The sequence below is a fragment of the Agrobacterium sp. AGB01 genome, from assembly GCF_014851585.1.
Taxonomy (GTDB): Bacteria; Pseudomonadota; Alphaproteobacteria; order Rhizobiales; family Rhizobiaceae; genus Agrobacterium.
The window spans coordinates 545,790-572,390 of record NZ_JACVAB010000002.1; the positions used below are offsets into that span (position 1 = coordinate 545,790).

Annotated in this window: 21 protein-coding genes; 12 read left to right on the forward strand and 9 right to left on the reverse strand. The window is 53.9% G+C overall.

Features of this window, described 5'->3' with window-relative positions; all coding sequences use genetic code 11:
* Positions 1-70: 70 nt before the first annotated feature.
* A complete protein-coding gene (locus IB237_RS09315) occupies positions 71-1,735 on the forward strand; it encodes an alpha-glucosidase family protein (protein WP_192488366.1) in 1,665 nt (554 codons plus the stop codon).
* A 46-nt stretch (positions 1,736-1,781) separates the two neighbouring features.
* Here IB237_RS09315 and ade read toward each other — a convergent pair whose 3' ends face one another.
* A complete protein-coding gene (gene ade, locus IB237_RS09320) occupies positions 1,782-3,476 on the reverse strand; it encodes an adenine deaminase (protein ID WP_192488367.1) in 1,695 nt (564 codons plus the stop codon).
* 118 nt (positions 3,477-3,594) lie between these two features.
* Positions 3,595-4,701 (reverse strand): branched-chain amino acid ABC transporter substrate-binding protein, encoded by a 1,107-nt coding sequence (locus IB237_RS09325; protein WP_192488368.1) that lies wholly within the window; start codon positions 4,699-4,701, stop codon positions 3,595-3,597.
* A gap of 264 nt (positions 4,702-4,965) precedes the next feature.
* On the opposite strand from IB237_RS09325, the gene IB237_RS09330 reads away from it, so the two are divergent.
* Positions 4,966-6,126, forward strand: a complete 1,161-nt coding sequence (locus tag IB237_RS09330; protein ID WP_192488850.1) for a DUF3095 domain-containing protein — start codon at positions 4,966-4,968, stop codon at positions 6,124-6,126.
* A gap of 226 nt (positions 6,127-6,352) precedes the next feature.
* Here IB237_RS09330 and IB237_RS09335 read toward each other — a convergent pair whose 3' ends face one another.
* From IB237_RS09335 to IB237_RS09350, 4 genes are all read right to left on the reverse strand, one after another.
* A complete protein-coding gene (locus IB237_RS09335) occupies positions 6,353-6,670 on the reverse strand; it encodes a helix-turn-helix transcriptional regulator (protein ID WP_192488369.1) in 318 nt (105 codons plus the stop codon).
* A 411-nt stretch (positions 6,671-7,081) separates the two neighbouring features.
* The gene (gene choV / locus IB237_RS09340; protein WP_192488370.1) at positions 7,082-8,128 is read right to left on the reverse strand and encodes a choline ABC transporter ATP-binding protein; all 1,047 of its coding nucleotides are present in this window, start codon (positions 8,126-8,128) and stop codon (positions 7,082-7,084) included.
* Positions 8,125-9,009 carry a choline ABC transporter permease subunit gene (choW, locus tag IB237_RS09345; protein ID WP_250982397.1) on the reverse strand — a complete coding sequence of 295 codons (885 nt, stop codon included), beginning with the start codon at positions 9,007-9,009 and terminating at the stop codon, positions 8,125-8,127. The genes choV and choW overlap by 4 nt, the downstream gene beginning before the upstream one ends.
* A gap of 63 nt (positions 9,010-9,072) precedes the next feature.
* Complete coding sequence (locus IB237_RS09350; RefSeq protein ID WP_192488372.1) at positions 9,073-10,029, reverse strand: choline ABC transporter substrate-binding protein; 957 nt, start codon at positions 10,027-10,029, stop codon at positions 9,073-9,075.
* Positions 10,030-10,285: 256 nt separating this feature from the next.
* On the opposite strand from IB237_RS09350, the gene IB237_RS09355 reads away from it, so the two are divergent.
* From IB237_RS09355 to IB237_RS09385, 7 genes are all read left to right on the forward strand, one after another.
* Complete coding sequence (locus IB237_RS09355) at positions 10,286-10,867, forward strand: thymidine kinase (RefSeq protein WP_192488373.1); 582 nt, start codon at positions 10,286-10,288, stop codon at positions 10,865-10,867.
* A 109-nt stretch (positions 10,868-10,976) separates the two neighbouring features.
* Positions 10,977-11,426 carry a pseudoazurin gene (locus tag IB237_RS09360; RefSeq protein WP_192488374.1) on the forward strand — a complete coding sequence of 150 codons (450 nt, stop codon included), beginning with the start codon at positions 10,977-10,979 and terminating at the stop codon, positions 11,424-11,426.
* A 121-nt stretch (positions 11,427-11,547) separates the two neighbouring features.
* Positions 11,548-12,636 (forward strand): hypothetical protein, encoded by a 1,089-nt coding sequence (locus tag IB237_RS09365; protein WP_192488375.1) that lies wholly within the window; start codon positions 11,548-11,550, stop codon positions 12,634-12,636.
* 67 nt (positions 12,637-12,703) lie between these two features.
* Complete coding sequence (locus IB237_RS09370; protein ID WP_192488851.1) at positions 12,704-13,807, forward strand: hypothetical protein; 1,104 nt, start codon at positions 12,704-12,706, stop codon at positions 13,805-13,807.
* Between the two features lie 4 nt (positions 13,808-13,811).
* The gene (locus IB237_RS09375) at positions 13,812-15,734 is read left to right on the forward strand and encodes an AAA family ATPase (RefSeq protein WP_192488376.1); all 1,923 of its coding nucleotides are present in this window, start codon (positions 13,812-13,814) and stop codon (positions 15,732-15,734) included.
* Complete coding sequence (locus IB237_RS09380) at positions 15,731-17,029, forward strand: DUF6638 family protein (protein WP_192488377.1); 1,299 nt, start codon at positions 15,731-15,733, stop codon at positions 17,027-17,029. The genes IB237_RS09375 and IB237_RS09380 overlap by 4 nt, the downstream gene beginning before the upstream one ends.
* Positions 17,022-18,140 carry a DUF2333 family protein gene (locus tag IB237_RS09385; RefSeq protein ID WP_192488852.1) on the forward strand — a complete coding sequence of 373 codons (1,119 nt, stop codon included), beginning with the start codon at positions 17,022-17,024 and terminating at the stop codon, positions 18,138-18,140. Before IB237_RS09380 ends, IB237_RS09385 begins: the two co-directional genes overlap by 8 nt.
* 71 nt (positions 18,141-18,211) lie before the next feature.
* Here the strand turns inward: IB237_RS09385 and IB237_RS09390 are convergent, their stop codons facing one another.
* Positions 18,212-18,922 (reverse strand): LuxR family transcriptional regulator, encoded by a 711-nt coding sequence (locus IB237_RS09390; RefSeq protein ID WP_192488378.1) that lies wholly within the window; start codon positions 18,920-18,922, stop codon positions 18,212-18,214.
* Positions 18,923-19,195: 273 nt separating this feature from the next.
* On the reverse strand, positions 19,196-19,711 hold the full coding sequence (locus tag IB237_RS09395; RefSeq protein ID WP_192488379.1) for a TIGR00645 family protein: 516 nt from the start codon (positions 19,709-19,711) through the stop codon (positions 19,196-19,198).
* 459 nt (positions 19,712-20,170) lie between these two features.
* On the opposite strand from IB237_RS09395, the gene IB237_RS09400 reads away from it, so the two are divergent.
* Complete coding sequence (locus IB237_RS09400) at positions 20,171-22,444, forward strand: TonB-dependent hemoglobin/transferrin/lactoferrin family receptor (RefSeq protein ID WP_192488380.1); 2,274 nt, start codon at positions 20,171-20,173, stop codon at positions 22,442-22,444.
* A gap of 85 nt (positions 22,445-22,529) precedes the next feature.
* On the opposite strand, the gene IB237_RS09405 is transcribed toward IB237_RS09400, so the two are convergent.
* Positions 22,530-23,369: an extensin family protein gene (locus IB237_RS09405; RefSeq protein ID WP_192488381.1), complete on the reverse strand. Its 840-nt coding sequence runs from the start codon at positions 23,367-23,369 to the stop codon at positions 22,530-22,532.
* A gap of 278 nt (positions 23,370-23,647) precedes the next feature.
* Between IB237_RS09405 and IB237_RS09410 the strand changes: the two genes are divergently transcribed.
* The gene (locus IB237_RS09410; RefSeq protein WP_192488382.1) at positions 23,648-25,837 is read left to right on the forward strand and encodes an anthranilate synthase; all 2,190 of its coding nucleotides are present in this window, start codon (positions 23,648-23,650) and stop codon (positions 25,835-25,837) included.
* A 72-nt stretch (positions 25,838-25,909) separates the two neighbouring features.
* Positions 25,910-26,590, forward strand: coding sequence for a TIGR02117 family protein (locus IB237_RS09415; protein WP_371815276.1), 681 nt, complete (start codon positions 25,910-25,912; stop codon positions 26,588-26,590).
* The last annotated feature ends 11 nt before the right edge of the window (positions 26,591-26,601 follow it).

Below are 26,601 nucleotides of genomic sequence, written 5' to 3' on the forward strand. Positions count from 1 at the left end.
ATCTTAAGTGTGGTTTACGGATGGGAGTCGCGCCTATATCGTTACCCTCACTGTTTCAGGGAGCCTTTTCATGACGCAACCGAATGCCGCCACCATCAAGCCCGTTATTAATGCAGACTGGTGGAGGGGAGCGGTTATCTACCAAGTCTATCCACGGTCTTTTCAGGACACGACCGGCGACGGTTACGGTGATCTGCCGGGTGTAACGAAGCGGTTGCCCTACATTGCATCTCTCGGTGTCGACGGCATCTGGCTGTCGCCATTCTTTACGTCGCCCATGGCAGATATGGGATATGACGTTTCCGATTACCGCAACGTCGACAAGCTTTTCGGCACGCTGGATGACTTTGATATTTTGGTGGCCGAAGCACACCGTCTTGGACTGAAAGTGATCATCGATCAGGTGATATCCCACACGTCCGACCAGCATCCGTGGTTTGTGGACAGCAGAGCCAGCCGGACGAACTCCAAGGCGGACTGGTACGTATGGGCCAATCCGAAGCCGGATGGCACGGCACCCAACAACTGGCTGTCAGTGTTTGGCGGACCAGCATGGGAGTGGGACGGCGTTCGCAAGCAATATTACATGCACAACTTCCTCACCTCGCAACCTGACCTGAATTTCCATAACACGGAAGTGCAGGATGCCTTGCTGGACACCGTCCGGTTTTGGCTGGATCGCGGCGTTGATGGCTTCCGTCTGGACACGGTGAATTATTATTTTCACGACAAGGCGCTGCGCAACAACCCGCCGCTGGATGAAGAAGGCGCTTTTGGTCTGGATGCGCCTGATGTCAATCCATACGGCATGCAGAACCATCTCTATGACAAGACCCAGAGCGAGAATATCGAGTTTCTCAAGCGGTTCCGCACGCTGCTGGACCGCTATGACGGCCGCATGACGGTGGGTGAAGTTGGCGACGGTGCGCGCTCACTCAAAACTGTGGCGGCCTACACATCCGGCAATGACAAGCTGAACATGTGTTACACCTTCGACCTTCTAGGCCCGGATTTTACCGCTGAGCACATTCGCAACTCGGTCGATGGTTTCCACAAGGCTGTAACGGATGGTTGGGTGTGCTGGGCCTTTTCCAATCATGATGTCGTCAGGCATGTCAGCCGTTTCACCGAAAGCGGTGCGGAGCGCGAGCATATTGCCAAACTGGCATTTTCGGTGCTGGCCAGCCTTCGCGGTTCTATCTGCCTTTATCAGGGCGAGGAACTCGGTTTGACGGAAGCCGAACTTGCCTTTGAGGATTTGCGTGACCCCTATGGCATTCGCTTCTGGCCGGCATTTAAGGGCCGGGATGGATGCCGCACACCAATGGTCTGGGAAACAGGCAGCCCCAATGCCGGGTTCTCCACGGCGGAAAAGCCGTGGTTGCCGGTGCCCTATGATCATGGTCTGCTGGCGGTGGACGGGCAGGAGCGCAAGCCGGATACGGTGCTGCATCATTACCGGGAAACGCTGGCGTTCCGCAAAAGCCATGGTCCACTGATTGATGGTGACATGACCTTCCTGGACAGCAATCAGGATGTTCTGGCATTCACCCGCAGCAAGGCGGGCGAAAGCCTGCTTTTCGTGTTCAACCTGACGAGGGAGCCAGTGGATTTCCTGCTGCCGAAAGGCGTCGTGGTGAAAGATATCCTGCCAATGCCCGGTTTCTCCGCAACGATGAACCAGCAGGTGGTCAAGCTGGATGGGCTGGACGGTTTTTCTGCGCTGATCGCTTGACGGTGAGCGAAGGAAACTTCGCTCGCCCCCATTTAAGCAGCTCCGTTTAGATGAGGGCGAATTTATCCACGTCGACCATGCCCTTGTCTGAAATCTTCAGGTGAGGGATGACCGGCAGAGGTAGGAATGCCACCTGCAAGAACGGCTCTTCGAGCGTGGTGCCAAGTGCGTAAGCCGCCTGGCGCAATGTGTGCAACGTGTCGCGCACGCTTTCATAGGGTTCGAGGCTCATCAGACCGGCGATAGGCAAGGCAATTTCGCCGGTGACCTTGCCGTCCGCGACCACAACAAAACCGCCCTTGATCTCACCCAGTCGGTTGGCGGCAAGCGCCATGTCGTCTTCATTGACGCCAACCACGCAGATATTGTGGCTGTCATGACCGACCGTAGAAGCGATCGCACCGCTCTTCAGACCAAATCCCTGCACGAAACCATTGGCATGGTTACCGTTCTTGCCGTGGCGCTCGATAACAGCGACTTTGATAATATCCCGGTCAAGATCAACGGCCGTCTGATTGCCGCTGGAGGGCAGGCGGAAACGGCGATGTTCGGTGATGATCTTGCCCGGCATAACGCCGATGACGGGTGTTTCACCTTCGCTGACCGGCACGCCAAAATGTGAAGCCAGAACATGCCTTGCCTTCACGCTATCCAGACCGACGGGCTCCACGGGTTTACGGGCATCAAACAAGGCATCGGTTACCCGCCTGCCGGCAGCAAAGACCATTTCCGCCTTGCAGTTTTCAAGGCTGTCCAGCACCACCAGATCGGCGCGCCACCCGGGTGCGACGAGGCCGCGGTCGCGCAGGCCGAAGGCGCGCGCTGCGGAGATAGAAGCCGCACGGTAGATCGCCAGAGGCTCAATGCCATGGGCAATTGCCGTGCGGATCATATAGTCCAGATGGCCCTGCTCGGCGATGTCTAGCGGATTTCGGTCGTCGGTGCAGAGCGCCAGATAGGGCGACAGGCGTTCGGTGATGATGGGCATCAGCGCGTGCAGATCCTTGGAGACAGACCCTTCGCGTACCAGAATATGCATGCCTTTGCGGATCTTTTCCAAAGCCTCAGGTGCATTGGTGCATTCATGTTCTGTGCGAATGCCAGCCGACAGGTAACCATTGAGCGCGGTGCCAGACAGAAGCGGGGCATGGCCATCAATGTGCTGGCCTTGGAAGGCTTCGAGCTTTGCCATGCAAACCGGGTCTTTGTGGATAACGCCGGGGAAATTCATGAATTCGGCAAGGCCGATGACCTTGGGATGGCTGCGAAACGGCAAAAGCCGTTCGATCGGCAAATCCGCACCTGCGGTTTCCAAATGGGTTGCCGGCACGCAGGATGACAACTGCACGCGGATATCCATGACCGTCTGCAGCGCTGAATCCAGAAAGAACTGAATACCTTCCGTGCCCAGCACATTTGCGATTTCATGCGGATCACAGATCGCTGTTGTCACGCCATAGGGCAGCACACAGCGGTCAAATTCATGCGGTGTGACCAGTGAGGATTCGATATGCAGATGTGTATCGATGAAGCCTGGGACGACAATCTTGCCGGTGATGTCGATTTCCTGTTTTCCGACATAGTTTTCGCAGGTGCCGACGATGGTATCACCACAGATCGCGATGTCGGAGGCGACGAGTTCACCGGTGACCAGATCGAAAAAACGACCGCCTTTCAGAACGATATCTGCCGGTTGGCGGCCTGTGCCCTGATCGATCCTGTTTTCAAGAGTAGCGGTCACGGCAGCCTCATCTGTTCAAAAAATATGGATTCTCAACCTAGAACAATTCCTGAAAAAACAAAACCGGGCGCTTTGCAACACCCGGCTTTTCTGTGTCGTAAGTGACGAAAGTTGCAGCTTATTCAGCTGGAACGATCTTGCCGCCTTCCCACTTGTAGAGCGAGAATGCCTGCGAGGTCAGGTCACCAGCTTCACCGTAGGTCACGGCGCCGATTGCTGTTGCAACAGGCTCACCGGACTTCAAGGCTGTGGTAACTGCTTCGGAATCTTCCGCGCTGCCAGCCTTTTCGATGCCAGCTTTCAGAACTTCAACTGCAGCATAGGCGTTCAGGGTGAATGCTTCCGCAGGAATGTTTGCAGCAGCGAGCGCATCAGCGGCAGTCTTGGAGTCTGCATTCTTCAGGGCGTCAGCAGCGTTGGTGAAAACGGTGCCAGCAGCTGCTTCAGAACCTATGTTCCAGAACTCGGAGTTGGAGAGGCCGTCACCACCAATTACGGTGATCTTGGCGCCAGCGTCGTTGATTTGACGAACCAGCAGGCCAGCTTCAGGGTGGTAACCACCGAAGTAAACCACATCAACCTTTTCAGACTTCAGACGGGAAACGAGCGCGCTCAAATCCTTTTCGCCTGGTGTCAGGGCGTCATCGAACACTTCCGTTACGCCACCGGCGTTCAGGGTCTTCTTGAAGGAGTCTGCCAGGCCCTTGCCGTAAGCGCCCTTGTCGTTCAGCACGGCAACGCGCTTGTCCTTGAGGTTCTTGATGACATAAGCAGCTGCAACTTCAGCCTGCTGATCGTCGCGACCGCAGGTGCGCAAAATGTTGGTGAGACCACGATTGGTCAGGTCTGGAGCCGTTGCAGTCGGCGTCACCATCAGGATGCCGTTTTCAGCAAAGACGTCAGATGCTGGAATGGCAACGCCCGACGTTACAGGACCAACGACAAAACGAATGCCTTCAGCAACCAGCTGGTTGGCGGCAGAAACGCCCTGCTTTGGTTCGCCGGCATCGTCCGCCAGCTTGAGCACGACTTGCTCACCGAGAATGCCGCCCTTCTTGTTGATCTCGTTCACGGCAACCTGTGCGCCGTTCTTGACCTGCTCGCCATAAGCGGCAACCGGGCCGGTCAATGGGGCGATAAGGCCGATCACGATTTCTGCGTGCGCCAGAGGCGCGAAGGCGAACGAGGCGGCGAAAGCGACGCTTGCCAGTAGCTTAGTTTTCATGTGCTGTCTCCTTGGGGTGGGCTTTTCGCCCGTTTGTGGTCTGGACGGTTTTTACGTCACCAGACGTTGGTCGCTCCGTTCATTTTTGCGTTCGGCAGCATCCTGTTCGCAGTCTAGGAAATTAGACCACGATTCCACAAGGTGTTTCGTGCCGATTATTGTTTTGTTTGTGGCATCTTGGACAGCTTCTTTCGTCAACTCGACAAGATAAATATTCGCATGCAGCCTCTGGTGTTTGAACTGAAACGGACCGATATTTCAGTGATGAGCCAAACCACCGACGACTTCCTTGAAAAACTGCCTGTTATTCTCGATTTCGAGGATGTGGCAGACGCGTCCCTCTACTTGCCATTGCCAGATGGCTGGGCGCTTGCAGTTGCCGATATTATAGATTCGACCGGGGCAATTGAAAGCGGGCGCTACAAGGCCGTCAATATGGCGGGTGCAGGCGTCATCTCGGCCATCGCCAACGTGCTTGGCAAGGCCGACCTTCCATTCGTGTTTGGTGGCGACGGCGCCGTGGTTGCAATCCCGCCCGACGGTCTTGATCAAGCGCGGGACGCGCTGTCTCGTGCCCAAAGCTGGGTGCGCGACGATATGGATCTCGGATTGCGTGCAGCACTGGTGCCGGTGTCGGAAATCAGAGCGAATGGCCTGGACGTCCGGGTTGCCCGTTACCGGGCCAGTGAGCATGCGACCTATGCTATGTTTTCGGGCGGCGGTAACAGCTGGGCTGAAGCGCGGATGAAGGAAGGGATTTATACGATTGAAGCTGCCGCCTCTGGTTCGCGGCCGGATTTGACCGGGCTTTCCTGTCGCTGGAACCCGATCAAATCCAACCACGGTCAGATTGTTTCCATCATTGCCATTCCACACCCCAAAGCTGACCCAACCGCCTTTCGCAAGCTAGTGGCGCGGGTGGTGATGCTTGCCAATGAAGATGGCCGAGGAGGGCATCCCGTACCCGTGGATGGGCCGGAGCTCGGTTTTGTGCGCGAGGGGCTCGGCATGGAGGCGCGGGCGCAATCCGCTCATGGCGATCTGACCGCGCGGATGCGGCACTCCCTGTCTATTCTGGGCCAAGTTTTTCTGGTGCGCGTTCTTTATGCCTTTGGGGGATCGCTGGGACGCTTTAATGCGGCGAACTATAAGCGAGAAGTGGCCAGCAATACCGATTTCCGTAAGTTCGACGACGGGTTGAAAATGACTGTGGATGTCTCGGTATCCAGTCTCGCTCGTATAAAGGCTACGCTAAAGCAGGCTGCGGACGATGGCGTTTGTTATTACGGCATGCACGAACAGGACGCAGCGTTGATGACCTGTATCGTGCCAACTGCGCTTAGTCACGATCACATGCATTTTGTCGATGGTGCTTCAGGCGGTTATGCCACGGCGGCGAGCCGCCTCAAGGCGCAAATGGCGTAAATACAGTTGTATTGAGGCAAGATAATCGTCAAAGACGACTATGACCTCACGTAACGTGAAGTAGAAAATGTGATTTATATCGATTGAAATGAATATTTATTCTGCGTTAGGCCATAAATGACAAAAGCGGCCATTAAAAATGACCGCTTTCATCGAAATACACTTATTTGGCGCAATTATTTTGCAGACTTCTTTCAGGAGAAACCTACAATGTTCGCGCTATCATTCAGGCGGCAGACTTGCTGCTCTGCGGCTGGCAATAAATCTCTTCAAGCGAAGCGAGGATTTTCTTCACAGCTTCAGACGAGCTGGAATAGTAGATCGTCTGTGCGTCGCGACGGGTTTTAACCAGCCTCTGTGCACGCAGCTTGGAAAGGTGCTGGGAGAGAGCGGACTGGCTGAGGCCAACCTGTGTTGCCAAAACACCAACGGGGACTTCACCTTCGACAAGGCTGCAAAGGATCATCAACCGCTTTGGGTTTGCCATTGCCGACAAAAGCCCCGCAGCCGCGTTGGATTGCTCTGAAAGAGATTGGGTATTCATATGCGAGGCTCTCCTGCGAACGCGTCACGTTGGCTTATTAAATTTGATGTGCCCAATTTAGCAAGATGGACACAATGTTGTATATACCTAAATCTAAGGTATAGGACCACTTTATTAGTTTCGTTTTATATTATCATGTAAAAATAGTTTATCCGCAAATTTTATTAAGAAAACGTACTCTATTTGCAGGTTTCGGGCTTGAAAATGCCATTTTTTGCAGGGTTTGCCGGTTTCATCGGGTGTGTTGTACAAATTATGTGATTTTTTCCAGCTGCGTCATTTTATCTACTGAAACGTTACAACTGCGAATTTTCGCGTATATTCTTTTTTAGATGATAAAAAAGACATGTCACCTGTTCCAGAGAGCGTTGCCTCCTGATGTGGAATCACCTGCGAATCAGCGTCACGCCGTTAGCGATTACGGTGCCGTGTCAGTCCGCTCACAACATCATCTGCTGATATCGTGCCAATGATGGCGCCGTTTTCAACCACGCCAATCATGCCCGGATGTTTGCTCAAAGCGTCGAGAATGTCGATGAGCGGAACGGAGGCGCGCGCCGTGCCGGAAATCGAACGTTTGCCTGTCTGCTCCGATATGCCCGGCTTCATGATGTCACCTGCGGTGAGCATCGAGATTGGGTTCATGTTCTGCACGAAGTCGGCGACATAGGAGGTGGCCGGATTTTTGACGATTTCCTGCGGTGTGCCGCACTGGATGATGTGGCCACCTTCCATCATAGCAATACGGTTGCCGATACGAAATGCTTCGTCGAGATCGTGACTGACAAACAGGATGGTCTTTTTCAAGCGGCTCTGGAATTCGAGCAGTTCATCTTGCAGGCGGCTGCGTATCAGTGGATCGAGAGCGGAAAACGGTTCGTCCATCAGCAGAATTGGTGCGCCTGTTGCGAAGGCGCGGGCAAGGCCAACACGCTGCTGCATTCCACCGGAAAGCTCGCCGACCTTGCGGTTTGCCCATTGTTCAAGCTTGACCAGTTCAAGCTGCTCGGCGACGCGCTGTTTGCGTTCTGCTTCCGGCACATTGGCCAGTTCCAGACCAAAGCCGATATTATCTGCAACATTGCGCCAGGGCAGCAGGCTGAACTGCTGGAATACCATCGACACCGTGTGCGTGCGTAACGCGCGCAGTACGCGAGGCGATGCCTTGTAAGGATCGACATAACCATCGTCGGTGCGAACGCTGACATTGCCGCGCACGACCGGTGCCAGGCCGTTCACCGCGCGCACCAGGGTGGATTTTCCTGAGCCAGACAGCCCCATCAGGACAAGAATTTCACCTTCCTTGACGCTCAGCGAGGCATTGGCCACGCCCAGCACAAGGCCGGTTTCGCGGTTGATCTGGTCACGACTTTTGCCGCGGTCGATCAGGGGAAGGGCCTTTTCCGGTTTGTCACCAAAGATGATATCGACATTGCCGAAGATGATTGCGTCACTCATGCCTCGTCCTCCGAGCCTGGAAGGCGAAACAGACGGTCGAGAATGATCGCAAGGATCACGATGCAGAGACCGGCCTCAAAGCCCATGGCAATATTAACGGTGTTCAATGCGCGGACGACGGGAACGCCAAGGCCGTTTGCGCCCACCAGTGCTGATATGACCACCATGGACAATGACAGCATGATGGTTTGCGTCAGGCCGGCCATGATCTGCGGCATGGCAAAAGGCAGTTCGACCTTGCGCAGCACCTGTGCCGGTGTCGCGCCGAAGGCGACGGCCGCTTCAACCAGGGCAGGCGGCGTCGAGATAATCCCAAGACGGGTCAGACGAATGGGGGCCGGAATGGCAAAAATGACCGTAGCGATCAAGCCGGGCACCATGCCAAGCCCGAACAGGATCAGCGCCGGAATAAGATATACGAAGGTCGGGATGGTCTGCATGAGGTCCAGCGCCGGACGCAGAATGACGTAGAACCATTTGCGACGGGCGGCGAGAATACCGAGCGGCACACCGATGCTCATGCAGACAACGCTTGCGGCCAGAACCAGTGCAAGCGTCTCCGTGGTGGCTTTCCAGTAGCCGAGATTGACGATCAGCAGCAGTCCGAGCGCCGTAAACAGCGGCACGCCAATCGAACGGCGCACCCAACAGGACAGCGCGGTGATGATGGCAATGATCAGCAACGGATGCGGCGCCTGTAGAACAAATAGCAACGCATCAACGACGCTCTTCAGAATGAAGGACAGCCAGTCAAAAAAGAAAGCCAGATTTGTCGTCAGCCAGTCGATCGCGTCTTTTGCATAACGTCCGACAGGAAGACGGTTTTCAGATGCGCTGATCCATTCCACAGAAAGACAGCCTTTCGTGATAAAATATCTTATAAAAACCCGGCCATACCGTGATGGCCGGTTATAGTTTCAACAGGATTTCCATCCAGCGTTTTTTTAGAGGCCGAGAGCAGTTTTTACAGCAGGCAGGCCTTCTTCACCCTTGAAGGTGGTGACGCCGGCAAGCCATGGTTCGATTGCTGTCGGATTGGCTTTCATCCATGCGGTTGCGGCAGCTTCCGGGTCCTGTCCGTCGTTCAGGATCTTGCCCATGATCTCGTTTTCCATAGGCAAAGAGAACTGCAGGTTCTTCAAGAACGTGCCGACATTGGCGCATTCTTGTGTGTAACCGGCGCGGACATTGGTGTGCACTGTGGCGCCACCGAAGTTCGGGCCAAATACATCATCGCCGCCCGAGAGATAGGTCAGCTTGAAGTTGGCATTCATCGGGTGCGGCTCCCAGCCGAGGAAGACGATAGGCTGGCCGGATTTGTCGGCGCGTGCCACTTGGGACAGCATGCCCTGCTCGGAAGATTCCACCACTTCGAAACTTTTCAGGCCGAATGTGTCCTTCTCGACCATATCGAGGATCAGGCGGTTGCCGTCATTGCCTGGCTCGATGCCGTAAATCTTGCCTTCCAGCGCGTCCTTTTGGGTGACGATGTCCTTGAAGTCCTTGATGCCGAGTTCGGCGCCCTTGGCATTGGTGGCGAGCGTATATTTCGCGCCTGCCAGGTTTTCGCGCACCGTTTCAACGGACTTGTCGTCACGGAAAGGCGCGATATCGGCTTCCATTGTCGGCATCCAGTTGCCGAGGAAAACGTCGATGTCCTTGTTTTTCAAAGACGTATAGGTGACTGGAACAGAGAGGATCTTCACGTCGGTCTGGTAGCCAAGGCCTTTCAGAAGAACGGAAGCTGTTGCGGTTGTTGCGGTGATGTCAGTCCAGCCGACATCGGAGAAGCGAACTGTTGCACAGCTTTCAGGCTCTGCCGCCTGGGCTCCTGCACCGCCAAAAGCCAAGATTGAAACTGCTGCGGCGAGGGCAAGACAGCGCCTTTTGTTGACAAGCATTGTGTACTCCCTGTTTTTTGTTCCCGTGCCATTATCAATATATGCCCGACACAATCAACTCATGTGCATTTGCGTGCGGGCTCACTTCATTTGCGACATGTTTTGCCGTGCATAACATCTTGCTGGCAACACTGGCCGATAAATCCTGTGGTTTTTGATGCTTTGCGCTTCCCATTCCGGTTGTGGGACGCCAAAAGCCTTACGCAGACGAATATCTGGCGTGTTGGCGCCTTGTTACATTTCAGCCGGAGACGACATGGCCAAGCTTTATTTCAATTATGCCGCGATGAATGCCCGCAAATCGACAATGCTGCTACAGGCCTCATACAATTATCATGAGCGCGGCATGCGCACATTGATTTTTACCGCCTCTTTTGATGACCGCGCAGGCGTCGGCCGGGTAGCATCGCGAATCGGACTTTGCTCTGATGCGCTGCTTTTTTACCCTGAAACCAACATTTTCGAAGAAGTGAAGGCACTCCATGCTGAAGAGGCTGTGGCATGTGTCTTTGTCGATGAAGCCAACTTTCTGTCCGAACATCACGTCTGGCAGTTGGCCGATATTGCCGACAAGTTGAACATTCCTGTGATGGCCTACGGCCTGCGCACCGATTTTCAGGGCAAACTGTTTCCATCATCGAAGGAATTGCTGGCCATTGCCGATGAGTTGCGTGAAATCCGCACCATCTGCCATTGCGGCCGGAAGGCGACAATGGTTGCCCGTTATGATGCATCCGGCCAGGTCATCAAGGAAGGTGCGCAGATCGATGTCGGTGGCAATGAGAAATATGTCTCCTTCTGCCGTCGCCACTGGGTGGAGGCTGTCAAGGAAAGCTGAGCGCCGCATATAGTTTTCTGTGTTTGATTTTGGTCAAAGAGTGCACAGCATCTTCGCGGTATTACGCACTCAACGCCGCAGGGTGCGGCTTCGCTCAGGAGTGCAAAAGATGCAAAATAAATTCCTTCGTCTTGTCAGCGCCGTTGCCGTTGCCGGCTTGTTCGCCTTTCCGGCTCTTGCCGCCGAAATTGAAGTCAAGATGCTGAACAAGGGCGCTAATGGCGACGCCATGGTGTTCGAGCCGCAGGCCGTTAAGGCCAATGTCGGCGACGTTATCGTGTTCGTGCCGGTCGACAAGGGGCATGACGCCGCTGCGGTCAAGGGCATGATCCCTGAAGGTGTAACCGAGTTCAAAGGCAAGATGAACGAAACCCTGAAAGTAACCATCGACAAGGAAGGCGCTTTCGTCGTGAAATGCACCCCGCACCTTGGCATGGGCATGGTTGCACTCATCGTTGCCGGTGATGCGCCGGCAAACCTCGAAGCCATCAAGACCGGTAAACTGCCAAAGAAGGCACGTGAACGTCTTGATGCAGAGATTGCCAATCTCGGCCTCTAAGTTTGTGATTTAACTGCAATCTCTTGAATTTGCAGTTTCCAAAGCTGATATTTTCTATAAGGTCGCCTTCAATCTGAAAGGCGGCCTTTTTGCTGTTCATCGTTTGGGGAGAGAAACTCATATGGCTACGTTGCAATCCTTCGATACCGAAATCGAAAAGACCAAAGTTGCGGTCAACGACATGCGTACGAAACTTGAGCAGTCGGGTGTGGTGCTCGATCAGTTCTCCAAGGCGGACACCAAGCTTGGCGATGTGAATTTCGATATTGAAAATGCGCGTATTCAGGACGTTCTGACCCAGCAGAAGGTGATGGAAGCAAACATTGCCGACCTCATCATCGGGCTTGAGGATGCGACCAACGTGTTTGGCAGCGAATTCGAAAGCATGAAGAACTACACCGGTTATGAGAAATTTATCGGCGTTTTCTCAAAGCAGAAGGCCCAGCGCATGCGCACCGAGCGTGTTCGCAACATGTCGCTGGCCGGTAATCTTCAGGAACTCTTGTCCAAGTCCGATAGCATTGTCGGCATTTTGAAAGAGCAAAAGAGCGTTCTCGACCAGCGTTATTCTTCGTCTGAGGCAAGCCTTGTGCAGGTGATCGAGCGTCGCAAGGGCACGATCGCATTGCTGGAAGCGACCCAGAAGCAAATTGAGCAGTTGAACCCGGCGCTGCTTGATATTGAAAACAAGATTGCAGCCTCCACCGAGCAGTCGCAGCGCACAGAACTTGAGGGTCAGCGCTCCAAACTTGCCACGGAATATAATCTTGCGCAGGCAAAAGAGCAGGAACTTCTGGCCGAGAGCCAGACGCTGGAGCGTTACACCTCAATGTTCCAGACCTTTGTGGATTCGCTCAACAACCAGATTGCCGCGCAGAATACGCTGATCAACAAGCTGACCATCGATACCGAGCAGCGTATCGTTCTCTACAAGGCGCTTGAGGACAGCTTGAAGACCGCCGCCCAGCAGGACGTTGCGCACAAGATCAACACGCTCGGGACGCAGGTGGATGCGGCCGCTGCGGAAACAATGGCGGGTATCGGCTCTGCCGCACAGCGTCATATTGGCGACCTCTTGGAAATGCATGAGAAGAACATGCTTTCGACCCAGGATATCCAGCGACGCAAGAAGCTGGCAGACGAGGCGTTCTCGCGCCGTTTCCAGGCGGTACTCGACAAGCACAATTCGGCTAACTACGTGAAGCAGTAAGATAAACTGGGGTTTTCCGTTGCTACCTTCCGCCAACAATGCCGCAGTGACGCAGTATTTCAATACCATGGCCGCGGCGCTGAACGGCATGGATGTTTATTTTTCGCAACCCAACCTGATGCTGCCGGGCAGCGGGTTGGCGGGGCGTTTGTTGCTGCCTTACATCGAACGGCTGCGAAACTCCTTCACATGCTGGCAGAACCGGGTCGGGTTCATGGAGCAGTTTCGTATCTCGCGAGCTGAAAGCGGCTTCCCGGTTTTCCAAAGCGTTCTGGAACTGGAAAACGATCGCAATGGTGCTGAAAAGCGGCTGGCTTCCATTCCGGAACCCGACGTTCTGCGCAGAGAAATGGCCGATTTCATTTTGCGCCACAAGGAATTCCCGGCAACGCTGCAAACGCAGATGGCTGAACGGCTTTACCTGCAGCAAATCCGTAAAGGTGAGATCTTCTCACCCTTCGTGTTGCCCGAAACCATTCATGTGTCAGTCAATCCTCAAAATTCTCGTCCGGTTTATGTGGTGACGTGGGGCGTGTTCGACGGGCCGCAGACACTGCCGATGATCTATATCGCCACCATTGAGGATTCGTCTGAAAATGTTGACCGGTTGCTGGTGGGGCCGGATGGCAAGTTGCGACATGATGTCGATATTCCGTTGCCAATCGGTGGTTTGCTGAATCCGGAACTGGCGACGCGGTTTGATGATTTTATTGTCCGCAACGGAGCCTATGGCTTAACGCCCGCAACCATTGCGTCCAATCTCGACAAGGATTTCGAGACGCTGCATCCAAAGCTGTTGCGCCGTATCGTGCTTGGCCCGTTCTACTCATCCGGCATTACCGAAAATAATGCCCGGATCAACGACATTCTCTCCAAGGTCCGCAGGGATGAAAACGCCTGGCTGATGAGCTGGACGATGCAGGAGATATTCTCGAAAAATGAACGTCCGGCATCGCGTGGCTTTTTCTCTTCCACGCCGGCCGTTCAGGAATTCCATATCGAAACCAATGATCTGGAAGCGGCGCGTATGGGTGTGAGCGCTTACGAAAAACACGCGCTGGTGCCGCATGAAGCCTACCAAGCGCTTTACGCCGCAGGTGAGGCAACCGCAATCTTCGGCAATTACAAGGTTCACGTAATTTCAGGTCGTCAGGTGGTAAGCGAGGTTTGATCCGATGAACAGTTTGAATGCCGGACTGACGACTATCCATGAAAATGAGATTGCCAGCCATCTGACCCTTGCACAAAGTCTGGTGACAAAATTCATCGTGCTGGACAGTGGCAACGGGCAGGGCAGTGGTACTGCTTTGGCCGGTACCGGCAGGCGGTTTGTTTCAACCGTGTCGACTACTTCGGTGCGCAGTACCCGTGAAGTGGAACTGGCGCGGACCATTCAGGCGATAAAGTCATCTGATCCGATGCTTTCTCCGCTGCAGCACATGGTGCTTTACCGTGCGCGGCGTGGTGTGCAGATTGCCTTGGCCGTGGCGGATATATTTGCGCGACAGACGGCGCTGGAACAGCTGCAGGCCCGCAATCGTGCTGCACCATTGTCCGGCGCCGATGCCGAGCAGTTCAAGGCGCTACTTTCTGCGTCGTCCTATGTTGCCGCCTTTACGCTGGGTGCTTATCTGCTCGCGACCTTACCGGGTGACGGTGAGCCGGTTGATGATACGAGAGAACCGGATTTTCTGTTCGATACACCGCAGGATGCGATGAAGAGCATGCTGGCCGGGCTGGATGCAGGTTTGGCAGGGGCCACAGACGAGGCCGCCCTTGTGGCGCGCAGCCGGGCCTTTGCCCGGGACGCCATTCAGGGGCTTTTGACGCGTAAGGCACGTTTTGCGGCGCTTTCGGTGTTTGAGAACAACCATATCCGTGTTGATCAGGATGATTTCACGCTGGATGGTTTTGATGTGACGCCGGGTGAAAAGCGCAAGCCGCTTGCGATGAGCTTCAAAAAGCCGGAAGAAATCATTGGCAACCACATTGCCAAATATCAGGCGCTGAAACTGGCCAAGATGATGATGGCCTATGATTTCGACCGGCAGATGAACCCGTTTGTCGAGTTGGGTGGGTTTCTGTTCACCTTCATCGGTGATGGCATGCCGGGGACGGGCAAGACCATTCTGATCCAAATGCTGGCCGGCATGTTGAACGATTATTGTGAAGTTGCCGGTTACGCCTTTCATTACGAAAACTTCGGCGTGGACCAGATTTCGTCCTATCAGGGCAAGTCGGGGCAGAACGCCAAGGCGTTCATCAACAATGTGATGAACCCACGTGCGATCGGTTTCGGTACCATTGATGATGTCGACCAGGTTGCAGCAAAACGTTCTGATGACCGCGCCTCTGCCGGTCAGCATGAAGTGACAGCAGTACTGATGGAGAGTTTTGCCGGTGCCTCGACTGTTGTTCGCGGCAATTGCTCTTTCGGCATGTTCTCCAACTATCCTGAAAATGTCGATGATGCGTTGCGCCAGCGGGCAGGGGCGCGCTGGTTGGTGGATGGCCCACAGACCGAGCATGATTACATCGATATCTTCTCGTTGCTGGTGGGTAAAAACCACACCATTCCGCTGGGCGAGCACGCGCTGTTTGCCGATCAGGAAATCAAGAAGGCCGTGTCCGGCTCTTATGAAAAACACAGGCAGCCGCAGGAAGACGGTCTGGTTGCCGTCTGGGAACGTTATGAGCGCACACATGGCCGCATTCAGACGCTGGCTGATATCGGTGCTTATCTGCATATGATCAAGCTGGCCGAGCCGCGCTTTACCGGTCGTGCCATCAAGAACATTACCGACGCCATCAAGATGCGTGCGATGGACGTGGAACTGCCGGATGCCTGGTTTGAAACGCCTGACGCTTTCATGCACAAGTCCTATGATGACAAGAAAGCGATGATTGCCGAACTGCGTGGCCCGGTGACGATGGATATGATCCTTCAGGAGATCAATCGTTACGCAGATAGCGAATTCCGCTACACCGATAAGTCCGACGATGCTGCGGTGACGGATATCATCCGCCGTGAACGTCAGCGTGAGAAGGCGATTGCTCAAATCGAGGCGATGAAACGTGACGGACGGTGGTCGCAATGAACCGTCTGTTGGAAACAGAACTGATTTACGGGCGTTTGCTGGAAATTGCCGAGCCGCATCTGGTCGAACGCTACAACAAGGCGCTGGAAGGGTTTGGTCTGCGTAAAACCACACTCGACAGCTTTGAAATCGACATGACCGGCTTTTCTCCGCAAATTGCCGATGAGCTTGGCGACAAGGACTATCTGGACCCCAACCGGGTCAATCGCCGTTCCATCATCATGACGCCGGAGCAGGAAAACCTGCCGGTTGTACATACCAGCTTTTCCAATACCGCCGGTTTGATGCATGAGTTTTTTGCGGCAAATACCCGCTCAATCAATGCCATAACCATCAAGGATGCATTGTTTGGCGAGATTGAAGACAGCGTCTCTATTGTTGAAAGCCTTGAAGATCTGCTGTCGATCAACGAAGTGAGTTTCCGCATGTTTTCGACTGAAAACGTGCTGGCCAAGGCGGCGGAACTGCGGCAACTGGTGGACCGGCTGCAAAGCGACGAAAATGCCTGGCGTGATGACGACATGCTTAACCGCATGGTAGAGCTCGCCAAGCTGACGGGCGATATTCGCCAGAACCGGCTGGTGCCGGACCAGCTGGTTTTCCGCCACGATGCGTTCTGGGCCAATCATTTTGGCGGCGTGTTCATCTTCCTGGACGGTCGCAACACGACGGTCATTTGTGACGCAAAGGCGCCGGGTTTCCGTCGTTCGCGCCCGTGGCAGGTTAGTTATATTGCCATTGATGACCACCAACGAGTTTATGACTTCCTGGCAAAAACCGGGCGAATAGAACTGCCTCGGGCCAGCTGGGTTGAAACCTCCGGTCTGCTCCGGCACCGCTCGGACATGATCCTGAAGCAGCTTGTCAATGATGCAGCACCTGATGCCGGCACGCTGATGGCGGATCCGATCTGGATGCAGACCTGGCTGCACATGAATGGCGCGACCGTGACCCGCAACGGTGCCTATCCGTTTTTGCAGGATGCGATGCGCAAGATTTCCAGCACCGGCAGCATCCGCATGGAGGATGTGAAACCCGAATGGCGGTTCATGCTGGTGCGCGCTCGCGTCGAGCATGCCGACCAATGGCTGGTCAATCGGTTGATTGCGCAGATGGTGCCGGCCGACTTTGTTTCGCGGTTTATCTTCGACAAGCAGGGTTTTTACGCTTCTTACGAGCGATATTCTGAAAAGTTTCGTGAGTATGTTGTATCGACACTGACCGGAACATATTTGAAAGACAAAAGAGAGTTTCGCCAGCGACTTTATGGCATAGGAGAAGATGACCATGCTTGATCCGATCATCACATTCTTCCAACGGCTTTTCAGTGCCATAGGTCGAGGGGTCGGCATCGCAGTTGCCTGGGTCCTGTGGCCTTTTATAGCCGCGCATGGCTGGTATAATCAACGCACATGGACAGTGAAGGGCATCGTCCTTGCGGGTCTGGCTGTGCTGGTCGTGTCCTACGGCTATTTCATCATTCAGACGCAGCGCTGGACCAATTTTGATCCGGATTACATTGCGGCCTATAAGTTCGCTGAAAGAACTGTTCCGGCAGGGCAGGAATTGCCGGCCACTGATGGTGCGGCCCGCACGTGCCAGCGTTCGGCAATCGTTGATGTTGCTGCTGATCTGACGGACTTTAACGTCAATCAGAATGCATGGATTTCCTCCATGCTGCTGTACCGATTTGGCCTGTTCGGCATGGATTGGGATAATACGCCGTTTCTCGACAATAAGGCATCTTTCCAGCGTGGTGTGAACCAGGCCGTTCGCCGTACGTCGGTTGAGCTCGTTGATACGCTGGGCCGCGTTCGCGGCACTTCGGGCATCAATGCCAATCTTCAGGAAGCGCGTGGCAACATGCAGTTCAGCGAATATTCCTGGTATTTCGGTCTTGATCCATTCGGTCCCAAAACGCCAACCCCAAGCTATTACCGTTCCGCTATCCGCAGCTTCCAGGCATTCAACGCCGAACTGGTGGCGTGCAATGCGGTATTTGATGGACGTGCCGACAACCTGATTCAGTTTATCGATCGTATCGCCGGTGATATTGGCTCAACCTCTGCCATTTTGCGTGAACGATCGGAAAACTATAATGGCGGCTGGTTTGACACTCGTGCCGATGACCGGTTCTGGTTCGCTTATGGCCAGCTTTACGGTTATTACGGCGTTCTGTCTGCTGCCGGTGCCGATTTCTCGCAGGTTATTCGTGAACGTAACCTGACAACCCTGTGGAATGACACGCTGGTGCAAACCCGTGCGGCACTGCGCATTCAGCCCGCAATCATTTCCAACGGCGAGGAAAGTGGCTGGCTGATGCCATCGCACCTGGCGACAATGGGCTTTTACGTGTTGCGTGTTCGCTCTAACCTTGTCGAACTGCGCTCCGTTCTGGATCGTTAAAAACCGTATTCCTGCCATGGGTAAGCCTGTGGCAGGATCATTATTTCCGGTAGACTTTTTTGATTGGCGACTTAGCTGATCAGCTTGGAACGGATGGCCTTTGCCACCAATTGCGTACGATTGACGCAGTCCAGCTTCTTGATCGCATTATTCATATAGGCATTGACGGTATGGTCTGACAGCGAGAGGATCTGGCCGATCTCGGCTGATGTTTTTCCTTGTGCTGTCCAGCGGATCACCTCAAGCTCCCGCTTGGTCAGGGTGCGGACCGGTGCCATTTCATTGCGCTTCATGCTGTCATAGACATCATAAGCGTGTAGCCCAATCATGCCCAGCGCATTCATCACGCTTTGGCAAGGATGCGTCGTATCACCATCGAACCGTATGATGTAGCGCTCGCCGGATGGGGCGTTTATCGGGATCATCACACCGCAGGCAATGCCGTAATCGGTCATGATGCGCCGCATCTCGTCCGGGAATGGTGGAACGGAGTCATGAACCGACCAGAATTGCGGCACTAGGGAACGATTGAGACGCGGAATAACCGGACAAAGCGGCAAAAAATGATGGGCGTCAATTTCTCGCACGAACCGTGCCGAAATTGTGCTTTCGACAACCAGCGGCGCCAAAAGCAGATCATTGACGGTCGGCGATATGATCAGCGAGACATGGGCAAACCCGAATTGTTTGGCAACCTTATGAACGGCAAGCAGCCAAGCCGGACGACTGTCGGCTGCTGATATCTCTTCGCTCAATTGCGATTGCCGTTCGATAACTGCCATTAAAAGGGTTTCTTTGGTGGGCCAATTTGCCTGTATGTTAACGGTAACAAATATATGAAATACGCTGAAACGCTACTGATAAATTGGTAGTTTGAAACGCTGATTTAAACGGAATTTATTTATTGTGGTATATCAGAGCGTTATGAGACGTCAATTGGTCTGACAGATTTTCCACTGCTGGCGTTCGGGGTGACCCGGCCGAAAATGTCCCTGCCAGGGCCAAAAAATGAAGAATCATTTCCGGGAAACCAGTTTTGAAGAAATCAAACTCCATTATGGTTTTGGAGTTTGATCCTTTGGTTTTGCCATCAGCTTCTCGAGGAAGCCGAGCATGACGGCCGAGACCACAAAAGCCAGATGAATGATGGTGAACCACATCAGCTTATTGTCGGTGTACTGGTTGGCATTCAGGAAGATTTGCAGCAGGTGAATGGACGAGATTGCCACAATGGAGGAGGCGACCTTGATCTTCAGGCTGCCGGAATCCAGCTTTCCAAGGAATGACACTTCCGCATCGGCCTCATCAAAACGGCTGACGAAGTTTTCGTAACCGGAAATCATCACCATGACGATCAGACTTGCAACAAGCGCTGCGTCAATCAAACCCAACATGGCTAGGATCATATCGGCTTCATCATAGGTGAAGACGTTTTTGGCGACCTTCAGGAATTTCAGGACGAAAGAAAACGCGTAAACTCCCAAAGCTGCGACCAGCCCCAGATAAAAGACGACCAGAATCCAACGGCTCGAGAGGATTATGCGTTCTACGAGGAGTTCCAGCGATTTCATTGACGGGCTTCCGATAATGGCTTGGTGATTAAGTATAGAGGTTTCAATATTAGCGGGCATTTAGGGGCCACCCGGCAAATCCGCAAGTATGAGCGGATAAAATTATGAGAACGGCAAGAGTACAAAGAAATTATATTTTTGATTGTTTTAATATTCTAACTAACGTTTCGGTTGATTTTCAGCTTTTCGCTTGCAGCTTCTACGTAATTCTACCTGTAATTGACGACTGCTTTTCAGTTCCGGTGAAGTGTGATTGTTGTGTTTTGGCAACATTTCATTCCAGATTTAATCATGAAGCTTTCAATCATGTTTTCTATATTGACTATAATAGTCATGTTTTTTAATCGTCCGTAACAGCGGTTTCACCGTCAATTTTTGCATATTCCGACAGGGTTGGGAGAGCGTTGCGCCATCGTCGCAGCGACTATTTCCATGCGCCTGCATAAAAGGGGGACGTAAATGGTAATTGGGCATTCCAGATCAGCACTTCTTGTCTGCACAGCAATGGTTCTGCTCTCCGCCTCCGGTGCATCCTACGCGCAGGACGCTGCTCAGGCACAGTCCGCCGATAGCACTCTTCTCAACAGGATCGTGGTCAAGGGCAAGCGCACAACTGCGGCTAATGCTGCATCCGACACGCCACTTGCCAGCCAGACAACGGCTGATCAGATCCGCAAGAAGGAAATCAGCAACGTCCGCGATCTTGGTAATACGACGGAACCAGGTGTTGATTTCGTGGAGTCGAAGCCTGGTAAAACAGGTGGCCTGTTTATTCGCGGTCTCGGTGGCGCACGCGTTACTACATTGATCGATGGCATCCCAGTTCCCTTCTTTGAGAACTATGCACGTAGCACCGTTGCGACGACTGGCATGAGTGACACCAATAACAGCTACGACTTCTCGTCGCTGTCCCGCGTCGATGTTTTGCGTGGTTCGGATTCTAGCCGCATTGGGCCTGGTGCTCTTGGTGGTGCTTTGGTGTTGCGGACGCTTGAGCCTGAAGACCTGATTGAAGAGGGTCGCGATTGGGGCGGCGTTGCCAAGCTTACCTATGACAGCGAAGACAGAAGCTTCGGTGGTAATGTCGCCGTCGCCAAAAAAGTACAGAATACGTCTGTTCTTTTCCAAGGTGGCTACAAGAAGGGCCATGAGCGCAAAAATCAGGGCACTGCCGACATTATCGGCGTGAACCGAACCGAGGCAAATCCTGCTGACTACGATCAGTACAACTTGCTTTTCAAGGTTCGTCAGGACTTGGAAGGCGGCCATCGCATAGGTTTGACGGCGGAACGGTTCAATCTCGACACCAAAACCGATCTTAAAACCTTGCAGACCTCGACGTTTACCGCTGGCACTGCCGGGTCAACCAACAGAGTCGGCGACTATTGGGGCTATGACGATACGCGTCGTGATCGCGTCTCGCTGGATTATGAATATGAAGCGCCATCCGCCGATGCGCTCATCGACAGTGCAAATCTGACGCTCTATTGGCAGCAGCTTGCCAAAGACGCTGGCTCCTATGGCCGCCGCAACAACGGCACGAATTATGGTCGTTACAACCAGATGGAAGAAAGCTCCATCGGTTTGACCGGCGGCGCATTGTCCGAATTCAGCACCGGTAATCTGAACCACGAAGTTCGGTTTGGTGGAAACCTCCAGTTCTTCCAAACGGAACAGTTTCTTCGTGTTGTGCCGGTAACGACAGTTGTCTCGCAGTCCGACATCCCAGACGTCGATGGTCGTCGTCTCGGTCTGTATCTTGATGACCGTATTTCCTTTGGAGATTCAGGTTTTGCGCTGACACCCGGTGCTCGCCTGGATTGGTATGACTATGATCCAAAAGCATCCGCAGGCTTTAGCAACAATACTGGCTTCCCTGTCTTCGGTTTGCCGGATGGACAGGATGGCATTCGTATTTCGCCCAAGCTGCTCGCTACGTATCAGCTGACGCCTGAAGTCGAACTGTTTGGCCAGTGGTCTATGGCGTTCCGTCCTCCGACGGTCAATGAACTGTACATTGATTTCCGGAATGGAAGCTTCTACGCGAATGTCGGCAATCCGGACCTCAAGCCTGAAACCTCTCAAGGTTTTGAAATGGGTGCGAGCTATCAGAGTGATGATCTGACGGGTAAGCTTACCCTGTATCACAACATCTATTCGAATTTCATAGATGTTTTTGGTACGCCAGGTGGCGTTGGGCAGCCAACGACACTCTACACGTGGCGCAACCGAAACAAAGTTGAGATTTCAGGTGTTGAAGTCAGTGCTCGCAAAGACTTCGCAAACGGCATCTTCCTGCATGGTTCGCTTGCCTATTCTTACGGCAAGGACAAGGATACAGGCGAATTCATCCGCACTGTTGCACCGGTCAAATCGGTTCTCGGTATCGGTTATGAACAGGACACTTGGGGCGCGGATCTCTCGACCATCTTGTCAGGTGGCATGAGAGAAGATGGACGGGTGATCCCTATTACTGGTCCAGCATTTGCGTATGACACGTTCGATGCTCCCGGATATGGCATCGTTAATCTGACAGGTTGGTGGGAACCCGCGCAGACCAAGGGCCTGCGCATTCAGGCTGGTGTCTACAACATCTTTGATAAGACCTACTACAATGCTGTTGGTGTCCGTGATGTCAGCACTAGCGGAGCCGCGTCGACGTCCAATCAGCCTGTTGCGTTCTATTCAGAACCAGGTCGTTCATTCAAAATTTCTCTCACCCAGAAATTCTGATCCAAAAACTGGCGGGGGCCGGGGAAAGAAAGGGCGGTGCGAAAGCGCCGCCCTTTTGTTTGATTGGTTGTGGCAGTCTCTTGCCCTATCGGCAGTAGAGATAATCGCCTTTGCGCTCCAGCACATCGAGATGGAGGTGATCCTGATGGGTCGAGTCGCTACCGGGCGATAGCACAGTCTTGAAAAACAGGCAGGCGGCCGTGGTGATGGTGCGTTGAAATGCACCTTCAACAGTGCCGTCTTCATCGCGTGGTTTCATGATCAGCGGCTCACCCTTGTCAAAAGCAATGGATGAGACATCGACGGCGTTGCCTTTGGCATGTTCCGATATCTTGCCATTTTCAGCGCTGTTGCGGTTTCTGCACACATAGGTGGATGCATTGGCGATTGCGGTGATCTTGCGCTCCGGCATCGACAGTTTTGCTGCCGGCACAAGCATTTCCTTTGCCCAGCGGCTGAGTGCAAGCGCGGTTTCGCAGCGCATGGGTCCTGGCGGATCAAGCTTGATGCCCTGTCCTATGGACGACAACTCAATAGGAGATGCTATGCCACAGCCATTTTCTTCGCCCTTGATGGCATCCAGCGCCTTGAACTCGGCGCCCAGTGTTTTGAGTTCTGCAAGACACGCCTGCAATTCCTCAGGGTTTTCCTGCTCTACCGGAATGGCGGCCTCCGTTTTTTCCTCAGGCTCTGTTTTTTTGTCTTCAGCTTTGCTTTCGGGTTCAGTGGCAGGTGAGGGCGCTGCCTTGTCCTCTGGCTTAGGTTGGGGTTTTGGCGTTTCTGCCTCAGCTGGGGGGGCTACGGGTTTGGTGTCTTCGCTCTGTTCCTGGGCAGGTTTCTGTTGTGGAACGGGAACAGTTTCAGGTGGTTTAGAGGCTGAGATCAGCAGCAGGCTCGCTGCCAGAATAACAAAACGATGAGGCATTTTGCCGGGCACTCCTTCGTATCGGTGAAGGGTCAACGCCTTTGCCTGCATTCCGGTTCACTGCATGCTTGGAAAGCACTTGCCATATGATTTTCTGCACGCTAACAATTGCCGCCATGAACACAACGTCTAAGAACATCGGTAACTGGTGGTGGGGCAGCTAACGCGGCCTTGACCAGTCATGTCTTCAGACGACGACCAAGCCGCCCGAATTCTCAGGCGGCTTTTTTGTTATCTTGCCGCCTGCCATCGGGTCTGAACAAACGGGGAAGTAAGAAATGGTAACGATCATTCAGGATGATGGCAGTGAAATCTACGAGACGAAGGGCGGCGTGAAAGTGACACGCCAGCATCGTGCCACTGATTATGCTGGTGCAATCGACTCCTATATTGAACGGCTGGACGAACGTCGCGGCGCGGTATTTTCCTCCAACTATGAATATCCCGGTCGTTACACCCGTTGGGATACTGCAATCATCGATCCGCCACTTGGTATTTCCTGCCTCGGTCGCACAATGTGGATCGAAGCCTATAATGGGCGCGGTGAAGTCCTGCTGTCCTTTATTCGCGAAAAACTGGCGGCGACACCGGATCTGACACTCGGTGCATCGTCGGAACGTCGTCTCGATCTGGTGGTCAATGAACCAGACCGTGTCTTCACCGAAGAAGAGCGCTCAAAAATCCCGACGGTATTTACGGCACTGCGGGCGGTCGTTGACCTCTTCTATTCCAGTGCCGATTCAGCCATCGGCCTGTTTGGCGCCTTCGGTTACGACCTCGCATTCCAGTTTGATGCCATCAAATTGTCGCTGCAGCGCCCTGAGGACCAGCGCGACATGGTCTTGTTCCTGCCGGATGAAATTCTGGTCGTTGACCACTATTCCGCCAAGGCATGGATTGACCGGTATGACTTTGAAAAGGCCGGCGTCACAACAGCTGGCAAGGCTGAGGACATAGCCCCTGAGCCTTTCAAGCCAACCGACGTTATTCCGCCAAAGGGCGATCACCGCTCCGGCGAATATTCCGAACTGGTGGTCAAGGCCAAGGAAAGCTTCCGTCGTGGTGACCTGTTTGAAGTGGTGCCGGGCCAGAAGTTCATGGAGCGCTGCGACAGCAAGCCGTCCGATCTGTCGCGTCGTCTGAAAGCCATCAACCCGTCGCCGTATTCCTTCTTCATCAATCTTGGCCATCAGGAATATCTGATCGGCGCGTCGCCGGAAATGTTCGTTCGCGTTTCGGGTCGCCGCATTGAAACCTGCCCGATTTCCGGAACCATCAAGCGTGGTGATGACCCGATTGCTGACTCGGAGCAGATCCTCAAACTGCTCAACTCCAAGAAAGACGAGTCCGAGCTGACCATGTGCTCGGACGTTGACCGCAATGACAAGAGCCGCGTCTGCGAACCCGGCTCGGTCAAGGTTATCGGTCGCCGTCAGATTGAGATGTATTCGCGGCTTATTCATACGGTCGACCATATTGAAGGTCGCCTGCGTGACGGCATGGATGCGTTTGACGGCTTCCTCAGCCACGCATGGGCTGTCACGGTTACCGGTGCGCCGAAGTTGTGGGCCATGCGCTTTATCGAAAGCCATGAAAAGAGCCCGCGCGCCTGGTACGGCGGTGCCATCGGCATGGTTGGTTTTAATGGCGACATGAATACCGGTCTTACCCTGCGCACCATTCGTGTGAAGGATGGCATTGCGGAAGTGCGGGCAGGGGCAACACTGCTCAACGATTCCAACCCGCAGGAAGAAGAAGCTGAAACCGAACTGAAGGCGTCAGCAATGATCGCGGCTATCCGTGATGCCAAGGCTGCCAATTCTTCCGCTTCCAAGCGCGATGCTGCCAAGGTCGGCGCGGGTGTCAAAATCCTGCTGGTCGACCACGAAGACAGCTTTGTGCATACGCTGGCCAACTATTTCCGCCAGACCGGAGCGACGGTTTCCACTGTGCGCACGCCAGTGCCAACGGAGGTCTTTGATCGCTTCGATCCTGATCTGGTTGTGCTGTCGCCCGGACCGGGCAATCCGAGCGACTTCGATTGCAAGGCAACCATCAAGGCGGCACGAGCCCGTGACCTGCCAATCTTTGGTGTGTGCCTGGGCTTGCAGGCATTGGCGGAAGCCTATGGCGGCGAGTTGCGGCAACTGGCTGTGCCCATGCATGGAAAACCGTCGCGTATTCGCGTCCTTGAGCCAGGTCTGGTGTTCTCAGGTCTTGCTAAAGAAGTCACCGTTGGCCGCTACCATTCTATCTTTGCCGACCCAGCGACCCTGCACCGTGATTTCATCATCACCGCGGAAAGCGAAGATGGCACGATCATGGGCATCGAACATGCCAAGGAGCCGGTTGCTGCCGTACAGTTCCACCCGGAATCAATCATGACGCTGGGGCAGGACGCCGGCATGCGGATGATCGAGAACGTGGTTGCACATCTGGCGCGCCGGTCTAAAACCAAGGCTGCTTAACCCAATTACAGACGGCGGCGTTGATAAAGCGCCGCCGTTTTCATTTGCAAACCAGCCGGGTGATGCACAGCCGTGAAATTTCTTAGATATTTCTGTATCGGTCTGGTTTTGATTGCTTTCGCGGTTGCGGCCGGAACTGTACTGCCGAGAGGTCACGCTGATGATATCGCGGTAAATTCACGCCCTATTCTTGTGCTGAAAAATCCCATCCACACGGATATCGCGCTTCCCGTAGATGCTGAGTTGCTGGCGCGTTTTGGTTTCCTGCGCGACGGTGGTCTCGATATCGATCATCCCGGCCTTCGTTATCTGATTATCGGTTGGGGCGGGCGGTCGTTTTACACGGAAACGCCAACCTGGGCGGATTTGAAGCCGATGCCGGTGTTGAAAAGTTTCACACTCGATCAATCGGTCATGCATGTCGCGCTTGCCGGCGAAATTCCAATTACGGACGCGAGCGTTACGGCGCTCAACATTTCCGATCACGGATATCGAGCGCTGCTTGGCTTTATCGACGTCAGTTTTGCCAGACCACAAGGCAAGCCCGTTCCGCTCTTGGGAAAATCCGACGGCTCCGACGATGCGTTTTTCGAAGCCAATGGTTATTTTAACGCCTTGCTGGGCTGTAACACCTGGACGGCAGCTGCCTTGCGTGCAGCGGGTGTCGAGACCGGATGGTGGACGCCATTGCCCACCTTGCTGATAACATCATTGCATTTGCATAATGATGTCGCAGCCGTGCCGACACCGTGATTGGAAAGAGG

Excerpts from the sequence above, each read along its gene's own strand:
- IB237_RS09400 (WP_192488380.1), top strand. The coding sequence starts at position 20,171 with ATGGTAATTGGGCATTCCAGATCAGCACTTCTTGTCTGCACAGCAATG.
- IB237_RS09350 (WP_192488372.1), bottom strand. The coding sequence starts at position 10,029 with ATGCTTGTCAACAAAAGGCGCTGTCTTGCCCTCGCCGCAGCAGTTTCA.
- IB237_RS09410 (WP_192488382.1), top strand. The coding sequence starts at position 23,648 with ATGGTAACGATCATTCAGGATGATGGCAGTGAAATCTACGAGACGAAG.
- IB237_RS09375 (WP_192488376.1), top strand. The coding sequence starts at position 13,812 with ATGAACAGTTTGAATGCCGGACTGACGACTATCCATGAAAATGAGATT.
- IB237_RS09405 (WP_192488381.1), bottom strand. The coding sequence starts at position 23,369 with ATGCCTCATCGTTTTGTTATTCTGGCAGCGAGCCTGCTGCTGATCTCA.
- IB237_RS09315 (WP_192488366.1), top strand. The coding sequence starts at position 71 with ATGACGCAACCGAATGCCGCCACCATCAAGCCCGTTATTAATGCAGAC.
- IB237_RS09395 (WP_192488379.1), bottom strand. The coding sequence starts at position 19,711 with ATGAAATCGCTGGAACTCCTCGTAGAACGCATAATCCTCTCGAGCCGT.
- IB237_RS09370 (WP_192488851.1), top strand. The coding sequence starts at position 12,704 with ATGGCCGCGGCGCTGAACGGCATGGATGTTTATTTTTCGCAACCCAAC.
- choV (WP_192488370.1), bottom strand. The coding sequence starts at position 8,128 with ATGAGTGACGCAATCATCTTCGGCAATGTCGATATCATCTTTGGTGAC.
- IB237_RS09360 (WP_192488374.1), top strand. The coding sequence starts at position 10,977 with ATGCAAAATAAATTCCTTCGTCTTGTCAGCGCCGTTGCCGTTGCCGGC.
- IB237_RS09330 (WP_192488850.1), top strand. The coding sequence starts at position 4,966 with ATGAGCCAAACCACCGACGACTTCCTTGAAAAACTGCCTGTTATTCTC.
- IB237_RS09380 (WP_192488377.1), top strand. The coding sequence starts at position 15,731 with ATGAACCGTCTGTTGGAAACAGAACTGATTTACGGGCGTTTGCTGGAA.
- IB237_RS09355 (WP_192488373.1), top strand. The coding sequence starts at position 10,286 with ATGGCCAAGCTTTATTTCAATTATGCCGCGATGAATGCCCGCAAATCG.
- IB237_RS09385 (WP_192488852.1), top strand. The coding sequence starts at position 17,022 with ATGCTTGATCCGATCATCACATTCTTCCAACGGCTTTTCAGTGCCATA.
- IB237_RS09335 (WP_192488369.1), bottom strand. The coding sequence starts at position 6,670 with ATGAATACCCAATCTCTTTCAGAGCAATCCAACGCGGCTGCGGGGCTT.
- IB237_RS09325 (WP_192488368.1), bottom strand. The coding sequence starts at position 4,701 with ATGAAAACTAAGCTACTGGCAAGCGTCGCTTTCGCCGCCTCGTTCGCC.
- IB237_RS09365 (WP_192488375.1), top strand. The coding sequence starts at position 11,548 with ATGGCTACGTTGCAATCCTTCGATACCGAAATCGAAAAGACCAAAGTT.
- IB237_RS09390 (WP_192488378.1), bottom strand. The coding sequence starts at position 18,922 with ATGGCAGTTATCGAACGGCAATCGCAATTGAGCGAAGAGATATCAGCA.